The following is a 15,773-nucleotide window of genomic DNA, read 5'->3' as shown; positions in this document are numbered from 1 at the left end:
ACTACTTCCTGTTGACGTAAACGTCAACCTAAAATAACCTTAAAGTATTCACAGCCTGTAACGTTTCATTTGCAAGTATGAAATAAGGTTCTTTATAGCAGGTCCGTCACCGAGAAGAGGTTTATATGGTCGAACGCGAAACCATGGAATTTGATGTAGTCATCGTAGGCGCAGGCCCAGCAGGTTTATCAACTGCGATTAGATTGGCTCAACAAGCACAAGAAAAACAACAAGAATTAATGATCTGTGTGGTAGAAAAAGGCTCTGAGGTGGGCGCACACATTTTATCGGGTGCGGTTTTTGAAACTAAAGCGCTAGATGAATTATTACCTGATTGGCAGTCATTAGGCGCTCCAGTTACCACTAAAGTAACGCAAGATGATATTTACTGGTTCAATAACAGTGAAAAAGCCACCAGCATCCCCCACTTTGCTAGCCCTAAAACATTCCATAACGAAGGCAATTACATTGTCTCTATGGGTAATGTATGTCGCTTTTTAGCAGAGCAAGCGGAAAACTTAGGGGTAGAAATATTCCCTGGCTTTAGTGCTCACTCTTTGATTATTGAAGACGAAACAGTGAAAGGCATTATCACTGGCGATATGGGCCTTGATAAAGACGGCAACGAAAAAGATGGTTATATGCCGGGTATGGAGCTTAGAGCTAAATACACAGTATTTGCAGAAGGTTGCCGCGGTCATTTAGGTAAAGAGCTAATCAAACACTTTGCCCTTGATAAAGATGCATCACCACAGCATTACGGTTTAGGTTTCAAAGAAATTTGGCAAATCGACCCGAGTAAACACAAAGAAGGCACAGTAGTTCATGGTACAGGCTGGCCGTTAACCGGTGATACCAGTGGTGGTGCATTTATGTATCACAGCGACAACAATCAGGTTGTGGTTGGCTTAATTGTCGATCTTAATTATTCAAACCCACATTTAAGCCCGTTTGATGAATTCCAACGCATGAAACATCACCCTGTTTTTAAAGAAGTTTTAGAAGGCGGTGAACGCATAGCCTATGGCGCAAGAGCCATTGCCAAAGGTGGCCTGCGCTCTTTACCGAAAATGCATTTCCCAGGTGGTTTACTTGTGGGTTGTGATGCCGGCACATTAAACTTTGCTAAGATCAAAGGTAATCATACAGCCATGAAATCAGGCATGGTTGCTGCTGATGTAATCGTAGCGGCTCTTAGCGACGGTAAAGAAAATGCCGATTTATCTGAATATAAATCAGCTTTTGAACAAAGCTGGGCGTATAAAGAGCTCTATCAATCACGTAACTTTGGCCCTGTTATGCACAAACTGGGTAAGTTTTTAGGCGGTGCTTATAACACCCTCGATCAAAACCTATTTGGTGGCAGCTTACCGTTTAACTTTGAAGATAACATGCCAGATCATGCCACATTAGTTGCAGCTGATCAGGCCGAAAAAATCGATTACCCGAAAGCAGACGGCAAGCTTAGCTTTGATAAACTTTCATCGGTGTTTTTATCAAATACCAATCATGAAGAATCGCAGCCATGCCATTTAAAGCTAAAAGATAACTCGATTCCAATTGCAGTGAATTTACCGCAATTTGATGAGCCAGCACAACGCTACTGCCCTGCGGGTGTTTACGAAGTACAAGAAGTTGAAGGTGAGAAAGAGTTTGTGATCAACTCACAAAACTGTGTGCACTGTAAAACCTGCGACATAAAAGACCCAAGTCAAAACATTACTTGGGTAACACCTGAGGGAGCTGGCGGGCCAAACTACCCTAATATGTAACGCACGTTACTCATTTAATTAAAATTTATCCTAAATTGCAGGGGCTTCGGCCCCTTTTTTAGGCTATGCTGAAAATGTCGTGTTTTATAAAAGTGAGTAAAGTATGCCGTCTTCAAGTGTAACCTTTCGTTTTTTAGCTGAACCTACCGATGTCAATTTTGGCGGTAAGGTTCATGGTGGTGTAGTAATGAAGTGGATTGACCAAGCTGGTTACGCCTGTGCTGCAGGTTGGAGCGGTCATTACTGCGTCACTGTCTCTGTTGCGGGTGTAAAGTTTCAGCGCCCTATTTTGGTTGGCCAAATAGTCGAAGTGAAAGCCAGTATCGCCCACACAGGTAAAACCAGTATGCAAATCTTTATTCAAGTACGCTGCGGCGACCCTAAAACCCAAAACCTAGTTGAAACCAATCATTGTGTTATAAGTTTTATTGCTATGGATGAAGCAGGCTACCCAATCGAAGTACCTTCATATACAGCCGTAACAGACGAAGAAAAGAAAATCGAAAACTATGCGATAAAAATGAAAGAGATCGCGATAGAAACAGAAACTCTTTTACAAAAAGCCTAAAAGCTTAAAGCAACAAAAAATTATAAACCGTACCTAGTAACTTCTACAGAGCACCCTGAAATTGTTACGACTGCCAAACTGAATGCCTGATTACAGTTTCAACAAACTGCACAAAAAACCACTTAAAAAAGCCTAAAAACAATACTTTAGGCTTTGTTTTAAGCTTGGCATTGCCGTTGCAATACTCCTTGTGAATGACGCGAAACATTCGTTTATTTATTTTATAAAGGAGCTATTAAATGATTAAAGCAATTTCACTTTCTGCACTTTCTTTAGCACTACTAGGTTTTAATAATGCTGCACATGCAGATATTACCGAAATGGATTCTCCGCGTATTTATACCGGTATCGGCTACGGCCAATATTCTTTTGAGTTTGAAGACAGTGAAAATGACACTGACTTTGATGACGATTCACAAATGCTGAAAGGTTATATTGGTACTCAGTTTAACAAGTACTTGAGCCTTGAACTTGCCTATCAAAATTTTGATGAAGTAAGCGATATCGATTCTAAAGCCGAAATTGACGGTGTTTCATTAGCAGCACGCTTAGCAGCCCCAATTACAGATAGCTTTTCTGTTTATGCCAAAGGTGGTTGGCTAGAGTGGGATGCTGAAATTGAGCAAGACCTAGGCGAGCTTGGCAGTATCAGTGCTGACTCAGACGGTGGTGATGTATTTTATGGTGCAGGTGTAGAATATGCTTTCACAACAAACATGCAAGTACGTTTAGAGTATGAGCGCTATAAATTAGAAGATGATATTGACCCAGATATGGATGTAGCGTCTGTATCATTCCAATACATGTTTTAATTTAAACTACACAGTCTAAATATTAAAAGGCAGTCTCGACTGCCTTTTTTTGTGTTTGCATGTAAAATGTCGGCAGATTTTCTTAACGACAATGCACAATGAGCGAATACCAATTAACTGCCGTCGGCCATATTCAATCTCCTTATAAACAAAAGTTTGCCATACCTCGCCAACCTCGTTTGGTTCCTGAGGCTAAAGCAAAGCTGGTATTCAGCAGCGATTTTAATCGTGAAGAGTTTGTACGCGGCCTCGATGAATTTAGCCATATTTGGTTACTATTCAGATTTCATGAAACCGCAGATAAAGGCTATTCAGCAATGGTGAGACCCCCTCGCCTAGGCGGTAATGAACGTAAAGGTGTATTTGCAACACGTGCAACCTTTCGGCCAAATGCTATAGGCATGAGTGCTGTAAAACTTGAAGGCATTGAATATAAAAATGGTCAATTAAGCTTATTGCTTTCAGGTATCGATTTACTCGATGGCACACCTATTTTAGACATTAAACCTTATTTGCCCTACTCAGACGCAATGACCGATGCCACCGCAGGCTTTGCCGATACCCGACCAGAAACCGATATGAGCGTTGAGTTTAGTGAAGAAGCCCTGGCGTTTATCGAAAAACAGACCGAACAACCTGAATTAAAAGCGTTTATAAGCAATGTATTAAAGCAAGATCCTCGCCCAGCTTATAAAAAGCAACGTGACTCAGAACAAAGCTACGGCATGACCTTATATGATTTTAATATTAGGTGGCATGTTCAGGACAATCATAATACAGTGACCAGCATTGAAAAATGCTAGTTTTTAGCATATAGCGCTTTAGTGTCAGTGCTTCCACTGGTAAACTTAGCGCCTTGTTATTACTCAAACGTCTTGAGTAAACGATAATAATTTTAACACTACTTGGAATAGAGATGCGTACCAGTCAATATATACTCGCAACACTTAAAGAAACTCCGTCTGATGCAGAAATTGTTTCTCATCAATTAATGCTACGAGCAGGCATGATCCGCCGCGTTGCGTCGGGTTTGTATACATGGTTGCCCTCTGGTCTACGCGTACTTAAAAAAGTAGAAAACATCGTACGTGAAGAAATGGATAAAGCAGGCGCTATCGAAATGTTAATGCCTATAATCCAACCAGCTGATCTTTGGGAAGAGTCTGGTCGTTGGGAGCAATTTGGTCCTGAATTACTTCGTATTAATGACCGTCACAACCGCCCATTTGCACTTGGCCCTACACACGAAGAAGTGATCACTGATTTTGTACGTAAAGAAGTAAACTCTTATAAGCAATTACCGCTTACTCTTTACCAAGTACAAACAAAAGTACGTGACGAAGTTCGCCCTCGTTTTGGTGTAATGCGTGCTCGTGAATTTACGATGAAAGATGCTTACTCTTTTCACTTAAGTGATGAGTGTTTAGAGAAAACTTACCAAGTTATGCACAAAGCTTACTGCAACATCTTCGAGCGCCTTGGTCTTGATTACCGCCCTGTTATCGCTGATACCGGTTCTATCGGTGGTAGCGTGTCACATGAGTTCCATGTGCTTGCAGAATCAGGCGAAGATGCAATCGCATTCAGTGATGCAAGTGATTATGCTGCAAATATCGAAAAAGCAGAAGCACTGGCACCGACTGAAGACCGCCCAGCTGCAAGCAAAGAACTAAAAGCGTTCCCAACGCCTGATGCAAAATCAATTGCTGAGCTTAAAGAGCACTATGGTGTTAAACCTCATCGCGGTGTAAAAACATTAATCGTGTATGGCGCACCAGATGAAAACGAACAACGTGGTTTAGTTGCCCTTGTATTACGTGGTGACCATGATCTAAACGAGTTAAAAGCTGAGAAACACCCGCTTGTTGACTCACCGCTTGAAATGGCAAAAGAAGAAGACATCGTTGCTGCTATTGGCGCAAAACCAGGTTCATTAGGCCCAGTCGGCCTATCAATGCCAATAATTGTTGACCGTACAGCTAACGTAATGGCTGATTTTGTAGCTGGTGCTAATAAAGATGGTGAACATTTCAGCGGTATCAACTGGGATCGCGATGTAGAAAACTACGAAGTGGCTGATATCCGTAATATCGTGGAAGGCGATCCAAGCCCGTGTGGCCAAGGTTCACTGCAAATTAAACGTGGTGTTGAAGTTGGCCATATTTTCCAACTTGGCACTAAGTACTCAGAAGCAATGAAAGCAGGCGTATTAAGTGAATCAGGTAAAAACCAAGTAATGACAATGGGTTGTTACGGCATAGGTGTATCACGTATCGTAGCTGCCGCTATTGAGCAAAACAACGACCAATACGGTATTAAATGGCCGCAACCTATCGCACCATTTGATTTAGCAATTGTACCTATGAACATGCATAAGTCTCATCGTATTCCTGATATTGCAGATAACCTTTACAAAGGTTTAAAAGATGCAGGTTTAGATGTGTTGTTTGATGACCGTAAAGAGCGCCCTGGCGTTATGTTTAACGACATGGAATTATTAGGTGTGCCTTTCACGCTGGTTATTGGTGAGCGTAACCTTGATGAAAATAAGGTGGAGCTTAAAAACCGTCGTACTGGTGAAAAGCTAATGCTTGATTTAGACAGTGCCGCTTCCGAAATTGCCGCACTTGTTAAAGGCTAATTAAGTCAGCTCAACAAAATATAAAAAACCGCTTCGGCGGTTTTTTTGTATTTATTAATTGTCATAGATGTTTCGCTAAAGCGTCTTTTAACTGTCATTGATTCTGCCTAGCATTTACTTTATTACACCATGAGTAAATGCCATGAATAACACCACTTGCAGTAGTAAAACCCACTATCCTGCCGTTTGGATTTCCGACGTTCACTTAGGTTATAAAGACTGCCAAGCGCAGTATTTACTAGACTTTTTAAATGCGATTGAATGCGATGTTCTGTATTTGGTCGGTGATATTGTCGATTTATGGTCGATGAAACGACAGTTCTTTTGGCACCCTAGTCATTATGATGTATTAGCGCTTATTCAACAAAAAGCGAAAGATGGCACTCGAGTGATCTATATACCGGGTAACCACGACGAAACCTTTCGCCATTATGCCAATGATTCATTATTCGGTATTGAAGTACATAAACAATATATCCATACCACAAAAGCTAACAAACGGTTTTTACTGTTGCATGGCGACGATTTTGATTCAGCAACCCGCTACAACAAATTAATCAGTATTGCGGGCGATGCAGGATACGACTTTTTACTTTTTTTAAATCGTTGGACTAATCGCATTCGCCGTTTATTTGGCGGTAATTATTGGTCATTGGCCTCTTGGATAAAAGCGCGAGTGCATAAAGCACGTGAAGCAATTGACGCATTTGAAAAAGCGGCAATCCACGAAGCAAAAAAACAAGCCGTCGATGGCATCATTTGTGGGCATATTCATCACCCAGCCGTTAAAGTGGTTGATGGAATTTTGTATTGCAATGATGGCGACTGGATTGAGAGCTGCACTGCATTAGTTGAAAACAGCTCTGGCCGTATTGAGTTATTGCACTGGAGTGAAACACAAAAAGTGATTCACTCTGCTGATATTAGTACATTAACGCCTAAACCTGCATTTAATAAAGATCGTGATGCCGCTTAAGTCTTCAGCCACATTGAGAGCTTTTTACGCAATGTGGCTTGTTTAATTGGCTTGGTGATATAGTCGTTCATACCAACACTGAGGCATTTTTCTCTATCGCCAGCCATCGCGCTTGCGGTCATGGCTATGATCACCACATCTTGGTATTTCTCACCTGTTTTTCCCTGCCTGATTGCTTTGGTACAGTCATACCCATTTAAGTTTGGCATTTGGCAATCCATTAAGATCAGATCAAATTGAGTTTCGCTGTTATTCAATACCTCAATTGCTTCAAGACCATCGCTGGCTGATTCAATATGAACATAGCTATCTCTTAAGATTGCTTTGCTCACCTCAATATTAATCATATTATCGTCGACGATAAGCACTGAACTAGATGTTAAATCAAGCTCAATAATTTCTTTTGTATCTGTATTTTTACGCTCAATAACAGAATCATTGTTATTAAATAAAACAGCGAGTTTATAGGCTAATTCATCAGGAGTGACAGGTTTTGCAATAACAGTACAATTGCTCGGTAATGTTTCTTTTTGTTTAAGTGATGCCATCACACCTAAAATTAATACACAGGTGTCGGAGTATTTATTTGCAAAACTCAACACATTGTTTAGTTCTGGGTGTTTATGGTCAATGATAAGTAAATCTAACTCATTGAAAACATTGTCAGGTATATCACTTAATCGAGAAACATTCGATGGCTGAGGCTGACAAGTTTTCTCTAATTGGGTTTCTATGTTTTGACCAAGCAGATCATATAAAACTGCACAACCAACGTGTTTGTTATTCAAAGCCGTAATCGCCCCCTGCTCTTTTAATGAGGCACTGAGTGATACTGTGATACTGGCACAAAAGCGGCTGCCCTTTCCTTTTTCACTTTCAACGATAATATCACCGCCCATCAACTGAGCGAGTTTTCGGCTTATTGAAAGGCCTAAACCACTGCCACCATAATGGCGTGTTGTACTTGAGTCCTCTTGAGTAAACACTTCAAACAATTTACTTTGGTTTTCTTTCGAAATACCAATACCTGTATCTTCAACTACAAAGCTTAGGCAAAGCGACTTATCTGTATGCAGCTGTTCCTTAACCGTTAAACTAACATGACCTTTATGAGTAAACTTAAATGCATTACTGAGTAAATTATTGAGAATTTGTTTTAAGCGGTGGCTATCCCCCATCACGGTTCGCTGAGTAATATCATGCGCATCGAACAGTATCTCAATACCTTTTTTCTGACCTTGAACAGCCATCGATGTTATTAAATCACTGCACACTGAAACGACATCAAATTCGTGACTATCTAAATCAAGTTTACCAGCTTCAATTTTTGAAAAATCTAGAATGTCATTAATCAGTGTCATCAATGAGTTAGCGCTGGTATTTGCATAATGTAAGTATTGCATTTGCTGAGTAGATAATGGCTCTTCTTCAAGCATTTCGAGCATGCCAAGTACACCATTCATCGGGGTGCGGATTTCATGGGAGATATTGGCGACAAATTCACTTTTAGCTTTACTTGCAGCTAATGCTTCTTCGGTGGCCTTTTCGAGCTCGGCTGTGCGGCTTTTCACTTTTTCTTCTAATGTCACATTAAGCTTTTCTAGTTGATGTTGAGCGCACTTAAGTGAATCAATATTGCGTAGTATTGCCGCTATTTGATATTGCTGTTTTGCTGCATCAAAAACAGGTGTCATGGTAATTGAGAAATAATGTGTGCTTAGCTCGCTGATGTGAACCGCTTCAAACGAGCACCGCTGCCCTTCTTTAATGGCTTGTGCAATCCCTTGAAAATCTTCATCGTTATAATTAAACAAGGTATCAAAATGGGTGGTTTGCTCTGTTATACCAAAAAACGTTTGTGCCGTTTCATTGGCATTACAAATAACACCATTTGGCTGAACCATAATAATGGCATCTGTTGAGTTTTCTATAATTTTACTGTTCTTTTCTTTTAGAAAACTGAGCTCAATTTTTCTGTTGATGTCACGTTGATAGATTATAAATAACATCAGCACAACTAAAATGATTAAGCATAAAATGCCAATAAACCTTAATCGTTTTTGATGTATTTCATTCAGCAGTGTATCAGTGCTTATAGAGACAGCCAGTGTAAACGGCTGCATATGTACACCATCTTTAAACTCAATAATTTTATCTAGATAAAGTTTTTCAGGTAGGTTTACTACGTCAAAAAAATCAACTGAACTAATTTTGAGGTCGGCACTAAATTCCTCTGACCAATAATGTGGATCATCTAACTCAAAACTAAAACGGTATGATTCCTCTGGATGATAGATAAATTGTTGTTGAGCATTTAACAGATAAACAGAGAATTTATCTGATGATTTGCTTGTTAGCTTGTTAATAAGATCTTCTGCATAATAATTGAGGATAAGAACAGCAAAGGGCTTACCTTCGTTATCTTTCACCAGCTTTGCAATCCGGTATGTGCTGGTATAAGGCTGTTGTAAACGACCATTTTCGCGGTTGTAGTTAATTGGTGATAAGTAGATTTGACCATTTTCAAGCTTTGCCGTAATTTGCATGTAATCACGTTGGCCTTTGTGTTGTAAGTCCTCCTCACTAATTCTAAAGACCTGTTTATTCACACTATCAACGCGTACAACCTCTTTGCCGTTATCAGCAATGTAGATATAACGAGCCTGAGCTAAGTCTTTATCTGTTGTCATAAAACCAGTAAAGATTTTAGCTAGGCGATCTTTCCATGCCGAGATAGGCGTGCCTAAAACGGGATCTATATTTTGATCATTGGTTGCGCGCATAATTGCAAGCACTGGCGGCGTTGAATCTAAAAAGTTAAGTGCAGAAATATTCTCTCTTAAACTTGTTTTTAGTACACTTTCTTTAGTGTCGAGCTCTCTTTGCATCTGTTCAAAGGTGCGGCTGAACACATCCTCTCTAAGGTCGTATTCATACTTTACAGTTACAAAAATAGCCAATAGCAAGAGAATACAAAAAGCAAGTATTGGTAATTTGTGACGTTGATAGAAATGCGCTGAATGTCCAGAATCCATTGAATCGAAAGCCTTCTTTTCTACTCTGCTTTAGAGTATAGGAGAGAATAGTAATAAAAGCGGAGTATACAGAAAATATATTAATTAATAAGGATTAGCAGGTACTTAGCTTGCCTTACAAACAAATAAAGCACCAAAATGGTGCTTTATTATTAGGTAAAATCAGTATCTCTTATCTAAATAAGACATCTTCTTTATTAAACCATTTAACGCAAAACGCGAGTAATGCACCTGCCACAATCACTGTCGCTAAGAAAATTAAACCCACGAGTGTGTAATCAACTGTACCTTTAATAATTTCTTTGATTGCCAAAGCTACATTTGTAACAGGAATAAAAGCAGTTTTGCTCGTCAGTTCAACATTTGGCATCAAGGCAACCATAATTGGGAAAATTACACCCATGCTAAGTGGTGCCATGTAGTTTTGCGCTTCTTTAAAGGTTCGCGCATAAATTGAAATAGCCAACGCTAATGATGAGAAGATTGCGGCAATAGGTAATAACAACACAAAAATCAGCCCTAAATCTAATACGGTTAAAGAGCTAAATGCGTTTTTAACAACTGCTAAATCTACAAATGCAATGGCCACTGATATCCATACACCCATACTGAGTACAGTAATGGTGGTTGTTGCAATAGAAGAAGCAAGTAAGGTTACAAACTTACCTAACACCAGCTGTGTACGGGTGATTGGTGTAAGTAGAAGGGTTTCGAGGGTACCGCGCTCTTTTTCCCCAGCTCCTAAATCAATCGCCGGATACGTTGCGCCCATCAATACCAGAGGAATAAGTAGATAAGGAATAAACCCACCTATTTTCTCGCCAAGATTTTCACGTTTATCTGCAGTGTCGACCTTCACAACTTTAATAGGCTCGATAATGGCAGCTTGTTGCTCTTCTGATACACCAAAGCTTAATAGTTTGTTTGTACGCAGCGTATCGCCATATTCTTTTGCCAGTTCTTTTACACGGTCAAATAGGAAGTTAATTGCTTTTGCGTCGTTATACACAACTTGCCATTCGCTTTGCTTTGCATCATCTAACGTTTGCTTAGCGTCTGACGGTAAATAGATACCCATGTCTATGGTGCCTGCTTTTACCGCTTTAGTGAGATCTTCTACCGTATTAAAGGTTTCGTCGCCTTTATATAAAGCAAAGCTCTTATGGTAAAACACCTTATCTGTAAATTCTTGCGCGTAATTGCCATTGATAATAGCGTAAGTATGGACCTCTTGTTCTGCCTCTAACGCCGCTTGTGAACTAATAAAGGCCATAACAGCAAATAAAAGTGGGAAGATAGCAACCGGTAGTGCAACAACGAATATCAATGTTTTACGGTCACGTAATAGCTCTTTTAATTCCTTTTTAAATACTTCAAACATCACGGCTCTCCGTTAAAATATTCATAAACGCTTGGTTTAATTCTTCACTTTGACCTGTTTGTTTAAACTCATCTAAGGTGCCATCAAAACAACTAATTCCTTGGTTTATCACTGCAACACGGTCACAAAGTAAGGCAACTTCATCTAAATGGTGCGTTGAGAAAATAACTGGTGTGCCCTGCTCTTTAAGGCCGCGAATAAAGTTAATTACGGTTTGCGTAGTCATAATATCTAAACCAGTTGTCGGCTCATCAAGAATAACCACATCAGGATGATGAACAACAGCACGGGCAATATTGGCTTTTTGCTTCATACCTGTTGAAAGGTTTTCGGCGCGTTTATCAATAAAGCTGTGCATATCAAGTAAGGTGAATAGCTCATCACAACGAGCGGCTACCGCTTTTTTACTCATGCCATGTAAACGGGCAAAGTATTCAACGTTTTCTTTAACTGTTAAACGCCCATATAAGCCGGTACTACCTGACAGAAATCCAATTGATTTGCGGCCAACCAATGGCTTTTTAACGATATCGTGACCAGAGATGGTAATGCTGCCTTCATCTGGTTTTAAGGCTGTTGAAATCATTCTAAGGGTGGTTGTTTTACCGGCACCATTTGGGCCGAGTAAACCGAGTACTTCACCTTTGTTACATTGAAAGCTGACGTCTCTTACAGAATGAAAAAACTCTTTATCTTCACGGGGGTCTACGTTGTCCGTTTTATTTTTTTTATGATCTTTTGTTAGCTTAAACTTCTTTTTAAGCCCTGCCACTTCAATCATGTGCGTTTCCTTCGTTTCGGTCTAAAGTAATCAGTGTTACTGTAAAATTCTGGATCTTCATTGTCAGTCCACCATCCTGGTACGCCTAACAAGGGTAAGGGTGATAAGTTTTTATTATCACGCAAACAATCATCAAGCTTTATCATCTCATAAAGACGTTGATCTAGATACGCATATTGCTCGCTTAAATCTTTACAAAATATGTCATCAGGAACAATTACAAATAATGCTTTACCCGTTAAACCAATATACGGCTGAGTGAGCATTTCGTAGTTAGCATGACCAAACATAAATGGCCTAATGCTTTTACCCCAATGTTCACGTTGTTCTACAAAGGCTTGCTGCCATTGGTGGTCGCGTAATTGCTGCTGCCAGCTTTGCTCAGTAATTGCCAGCACCACACCGCATTCGTCAAATAAAGTAAGCGCATTTCGGTGTTTACTACGCTCTTTTAGACCATGCAGTTTAATTTCTTCGATATGCTGATGATTAATCAGCGCTTTGGTTTTTGGAAATAAACACCAAATAAAGCCACCAAAAAGGTCATGCCAATTTTGTTGTCTTGTTGGTACTTGCCCTGTCTCAAATATGATTTGCTCATAATAACGGGTTTCATCAGCAAACTTTTCATCTTCAACAAAGGTTATGGCTTTACCCTGTGTAGTTTTCGCATTTAGATATTGATTAAACCACTGGCAAGATGGCCAATCTGACAGTTTATCTAAATTAAATAGCGTCGCTAGGTCACTAAAAGCACCCGTTGTGAGGTATTGTGTTGACCATTGCTCGGGAGCAGTAAATCGTTTCATTGCTTATTTTTTAACTTCTTGATGTATTGTGGGTAGTTTACCGTAAAAACTGGTTCTCATTAATAGAACCTCATATACTAATACCACCATAAAACAAAAAAAGAGCTATTATGAAACGCTATTTTCCAATGACAGTCCTTGCAAGTGCCATCCTTGCGGGCTGTGCTTCAACAAGTATCACATCAAGTGATGTCGAAAAAGCCTATCAAAGCATTAATTCAGAGCAATTAGCAGAGCACATTAAAGTGCTTGCCTCTGATGAGTTCGGTGGCCGTGCACCATCATCTAAAGGTGAAGAGCTAACGCTTGCCTATTTAACCGACCAATTTAAAGCATTGGGTTTTGAGCCGGGTAACGGTGATAGCTTCTTACAAGAAGTACCGCTTGTTTCACTAGAAGCTGATTCAGACATGGTACTTACCATTGGCGGCAAAGATTACCAATACAAAAAAGATATGGTAATGGGTAGCAGCCGTATTAGTGCTAAGCAAAGCATTAAAGATTCTGAATTAGTATTCGTTGGCTACGGTGTTAATGCACCAGAATACAACTGGAACGACTACGAAGGCCTAGATGTTAAAGGCAAAACAGTTGTTATGCTGGTAAACGATCCTGGTTTTGCGACGAAAAACCCTGATTTATTCACCGGCGATGCCATGACCTATTACGGTCGTTGGACATACAAATATGAAGAAGCAAGCCGTCAAGGTGCAGCAGGTGCGATTATCATTCACGAAACCGCACCGGCTTCTTACCCATGGTCAGTTGTTGAAAACTCTTGGAGCGGTGAGCAATTTGGTTTCCAAAAAGAAAATAACAACATGGACCGTGTTGCTGTTGAAGGCTGGGTAACAACTGATGTTGCTAAAGAGCTTTTCACAAAAGCAGGCTTAGATTTCGATACAATGAAAGCTAATGCGGCAAAAGGCGCTTACCATGTTGATATGGGCGACCTAACAGCAAGTGTTGAAGTAAATAACACAATCAAAAAGTCAATTTCGTATAACTTTATCGCGACGTTACCGGGTAGCGAAAAGCCAGACGAGCACATCATTTATTCAGCTCACTGGGATCACCTTGGTACTGATAAAACCCGCAAAGGCGACCAAATCTATAATGGTGCCCATGATAATGCAACGGGTACTGCTGGTTTAATAGAAGTTGCTGAAGCATTCGCTACTTTACCTGAGCACCCTAGCCGTTCAATGACTTTCTTAGCAGTTACTGCTGAAGAACAAGGTTTACTTGGCTCGAAATATTATGCTGCAAACCCAGTGATCCCAGCAGCACAAACGGTTGCTAACATAAATATGGATAGCTTAAACCTATTAGGTAAAGTAAAAGACATCAGTGTTGTTGGTATTGGCAAATCAGAAATGGATAGCCTGCTAGAAACAGCTGCAAAAGCTCAAGGTCGTACAGTATCTGGTGATCCTAAACCGTCTTCAGGTGGTTACTACCGCTCTGATCACTTTGCATTTGCAAACATGGGTGTACCAGCAATGTATGCCGGTGGTGGTAGTGAAGCTCTTGACGAAGAAACGGCAAATTACCGTAAGCGTATGAGCTTAGTGCTACGTGGTTGTTATCATCAGCCTTGCGACCGTTACCGTGATGAATGGGATTTATCAGGTGCCGTTCAGGACCTTCAGTTATTCTATCAAGTAGGTTTTGATATCTCAGAACGTAAAGAGTGGCCGACCTGGAATGCCACTTCTGAGTTCCAACGCAAATAGATGCAAATGAGATTGATTTTCATTTAAAATCGTAATACAGTGTAACCTGATTAATTTTTAGGTTGCACTGTATGCTCTCACTAACACAAACGAGGTTTATTCCTAATAAAGCGAGGTGTTACATTACGGACAATAAACGCTTAATTTTACCCCTTTTATTACTGATTTCTTTAGCGGTACCTGCAAGCCGAGAATTCACCCTACAAGCGCTGAGTGATGCTTTTTTTCAAGTATCTGTATTTGTTGCAGCCACCTTATTAATCTATTACTACCTTATTGATCGACTTCCTCAATTACAGCTTAGCTATTTACGTGCTAAATCAGGCATTCTAGAGGTGAGCTTTGCATCTATTTTAGGTGCTTTGCCTGGCTGTGGGGGTGCCATTATTGTGGTAACCCAATTTACTAAAAAGCAGGCTAGCTTTGGCTCTGTTGTTGCTGTCTTAACCGCAACCATGGGCGATGCCGCCTTTTTACTGTTAGCAACCCGCCCGCTTGATGGTTTATTAATGATGTTAATCGGTGTTGCTGTAGGTATTATTAGCGGTCAGATAGTTAATACATTTCATAGCCCAGATAAATTTCAACCTGACGAAGCAAGTGAATATACTGAGCAGCCACAATGCCAACCAAGCGCTTTGAAATTTAGTCGCCCTATTTGGAAGTTTACCCTAGTACCAAGCTTGATTATTGCTTCTGTCATAGCTACTAATTCTGACCTTAGCGAATTTAGTCAAAGCGTTAATACTGGCGTCACCCTGTTTGGCTCAATCATGGCGCTATTCACCGTGGTTGTGTGGTCTCTGTCTTCTAAAGGCAGCAGTTATAAGCAAGTAACCAGTGAAGAAGCGCCTTGCACACCTCCCTCAAAGCTCACGAAAGTATTAATGGACACACACTTTGTTACTGCCTGGGTTGTTGCCAGTTTTATGCTGTTTGAAATTCTCGTTAATCTAGTCGGTGTTGATTTAACAGCCTGGTTTTCTGAGTATGCTTATCTTGCACCGCTGGTGGCTGTGGCTATTGGTTTATTACCTGGCTGCGGGCCACAAATCGTCGTAATGACACTCTATATTCAAGGTATTATTCCATTTAGTGCGATGGCAGCCAATGCAATTTCAAATGACGGCGATGCCCTATTTCCAGCTATCGCATTAGCACCAAAAGCGGCCTTAATCGCGACAGTGTATTCAACAATACCTGCGCTGTTACTCGGTTATGGATTGTATTTTTACAGCATATAGCAAATACAAAATTTACAA

The 15,773-nt window shown here is 40.3% G+C and carries 12 protein-coding genes; 8 read left to right on the top strand and 4 right to left on the bottom strand.

What is annotated here, in order from left to right; genetic code table 11:
- The first annotated feature begins 125 nt into the window (after positions 1 to 125).
- The 6 genes from AN213_RS08740 (at position 126) to AN213_RS08715 (ending at position 6,769) form a co-directional block, all read left to right on the top strand.
- Positions 126 to 1,772, top strand: a complete 1,647-nt coding sequence (locus AN213_RS08740; RefSeq protein WP_055198363.1) for an electron transfer flavoprotein-ubiquinone oxidoreductase — start codon at positions 126 to 128, stop codon at positions 1,770 to 1,772.
- A 103-nt stretch (positions 1,773 to 1,875) separates the two neighbouring features.
- Positions 1,876 to 2,340, top strand: a complete 465-nt coding sequence (locus tag AN213_RS08735; RefSeq protein ID WP_054561436.1) for an acyl-CoA thioesterase — start codon at positions 1,876 to 1,878, stop codon at positions 2,338 to 2,340.
- Positions 2,341 to 2,579: 239 nt separating this feature from the next.
- Positions 2,580 to 3,152: an outer membrane beta-barrel protein gene (locus AN213_RS08730; protein WP_055198360.1), complete on the top strand. Its 573-nt coding sequence runs from the start codon at positions 2,580 to 2,582 to the stop codon at positions 3,150 to 3,152.
- 98 nt (positions 3,153 to 3,250) lie between these two features.
- A complete protein-coding gene (gene tsaA / locus AN213_RS08725) occupies positions 3,251 to 3,955 on the top strand; it encodes a tRNA (N6-threonylcarbamoyladenosine(37)-N6)-methyltransferase TrmO (RefSeq protein WP_054561434.1) in 705 nt (234 codons plus the stop codon).
- A gap of 113 nt (positions 3,956 to 4,068) precedes the next feature.
- Entirely contained in the window at positions 4,069 to 5,793 is a 1,725-nt protein-coding gene (locus AN213_RS08720) for a proline--tRNA ligase (protein WP_055198358.1), read from the top strand.
- 142 nt (positions 5,794 to 5,935) lie between these two features.
- Entirely contained in the window at positions 5,936 to 6,769 is an 834-nt protein-coding gene (locus tag AN213_RS08715) for a UDP-2,3-diacylglucosamine diphosphatase (protein WP_054561432.1), read from the top strand.
- Here the strand turns inward: AN213_RS08715 and AN213_RS08710 are convergent.
- The 4 genes from AN213_RS08710 to AN213_RS08695 all read right to left on the bottom strand — a co-directional run bounded on the left by AN213_RS08710 (position 6,766) and on the right by AN213_RS08695 (position 12,775).
- Positions 6,766 to 9,804, bottom strand: coding sequence for an ATP-binding protein (locus tag AN213_RS08710; RefSeq protein ID WP_055198356.1), 3,039 nt, complete (start codon positions 9,802 to 9,804; stop codon positions 6,766 to 6,768). The genes AN213_RS08715 and AN213_RS08710 overlap by 4 nt on opposite strands.
- 172 nt (positions 9,805 to 9,976) lie before the next feature.
- Positions 9,977 to 11,185: an ABC transporter permease gene (locus tag AN213_RS08705; RefSeq protein WP_055198354.1), complete on the bottom strand. Its 1,209-nt coding sequence runs from the start codon at positions 11,183 to 11,185 to the stop codon at positions 9,977 to 9,979.
- Positions 11,178 to 11,966 carry an ABC transporter ATP-binding protein gene (locus AN213_RS08700; protein WP_054561430.1) on the bottom strand — a complete coding sequence of 263 codons (789 nt, stop codon included), beginning with the start codon at positions 11,964 to 11,966 and terminating at the stop codon, positions 11,178 to 11,180. The genes AN213_RS08705 and AN213_RS08700 overlap by 8 nt, the downstream gene beginning before the upstream one ends.
- A complete protein-coding gene (locus tag AN213_RS08695) occupies positions 11,963 to 12,775 on the bottom strand; it encodes a DUF3025 domain-containing protein (RefSeq protein WP_055021818.1) in 813 nt (270 codons plus the stop codon). Before AN213_RS08695 ends, AN213_RS08700 begins: the two co-directional genes overlap by 4 nt.
- Positions 12,776 to 12,885: 110 nt before the next feature.
- On the opposite strand from AN213_RS08695, the gene AN213_RS08690 reads away from it, so the two are divergent.
- Positions 12,886 to 14,511, top strand: a complete 1,626-nt coding sequence (locus tag AN213_RS08690) for a M28 family metallopeptidase (RefSeq protein ID WP_055198352.1) — start codon at positions 12,886 to 12,888, stop codon at positions 14,509 to 14,511.
- A 71-nt stretch (positions 14,512 to 14,582) separates the two neighbouring features.
- Positions 14,583 to 15,755: a putative manganese transporter gene (locus AN213_RS08685; protein ID WP_055198350.1), complete on the top strand. Its 1,173-nt coding sequence runs from the start codon at positions 14,583 to 14,585 to the stop codon at positions 15,753 to 15,755.
- The last annotated feature ends 18 nt before the right edge of the window (positions 15,756 to 15,773 follow it).

It is taken from the genome of Pseudoalteromonas sp. P1-8 (assembly GCF_001399985.1).
GTDB lineage: Bacteria > Pseudomonadota > Gammaproteobacteria > Enterobacterales > Alteromonadaceae > Pseudoalteromonas.
Note: the sequence above shows the minus strand (reverse complement) of the source record. Positions and strands in the feature narration are given on the sequence as shown.

Excerpts from the sequence above, each read along its gene's own strand:
- AN213_RS08740 (WP_055198363.1), top strand. The coding sequence starts at position 126 with ATGGTCGAACGCGAAACCATGGAATTTGATGTAGTCATCGTAGGCGCA.
- AN213_RS08735 (WP_054561436.1), top strand. The coding sequence starts at position 1,876 with ATGCCGTCTTCAAGTGTAACCTTTCGTTTTTTAGCTGAACCTACCGAT.
- AN213_RS08730 (WP_055198360.1), top strand. The coding sequence starts at position 2,580 with ATGATTAAAGCAATTTCACTTTCTGCACTTTCTTTAGCACTACTAGGT.
- tsaA (WP_054561434.1), top strand. The coding sequence starts at position 3,251 with ATGAGCGAATACCAATTAACTGCCGTCGGCCATATTCAATCTCCTTAT.
- AN213_RS08720 (WP_055198358.1), top strand. The coding sequence starts at position 4,069 with ATGCGTACCAGTCAATATATACTCGCAACACTTAAAGAAACTCCGTCT.
- AN213_RS08715 (WP_054561432.1), top strand. The coding sequence starts at position 5,936 with ATGAATAACACCACTTGCAGTAGTAAAACCCACTATCCTGCCGTTTGG.
- AN213_RS08710 (WP_055198356.1), bottom strand. The coding sequence starts at position 9,804 with ATGGATTCTGGACATTCAGCGCATTTCTATCAACGTCACAAATTACCA.
- AN213_RS08705 (WP_055198354.1), bottom strand. The coding sequence starts at position 11,185 with ATGTTTGAAGTATTTAAAAAGGAATTAAAAGAGCTATTACGTGACCGT.
- AN213_RS08700 (WP_054561430.1), bottom strand. The coding sequence starts at position 11,966 with ATGATTGAAGTGGCAGGGCTTAAAAAGAAGTTTAAGCTAACAAAAGAT.
- AN213_RS08695 (WP_055021818.1), bottom strand. The coding sequence starts at position 12,775 with ATGAAACGATTTACTGCTCCCGAGCAATGGTCAACACAATACCTCACA.
- AN213_RS08690 (WP_055198352.1), top strand. The coding sequence starts at position 12,886 with ATGAAACGCTATTTTCCAATGACAGTCCTTGCAAGTGCCATCCTTGCG.
- AN213_RS08685 (WP_055198350.1), top strand. The coding sequence starts at position 14,583 with ATGCTCTCACTAACACAAACGAGGTTTATTCCTAATAAAGCGAGGTGT.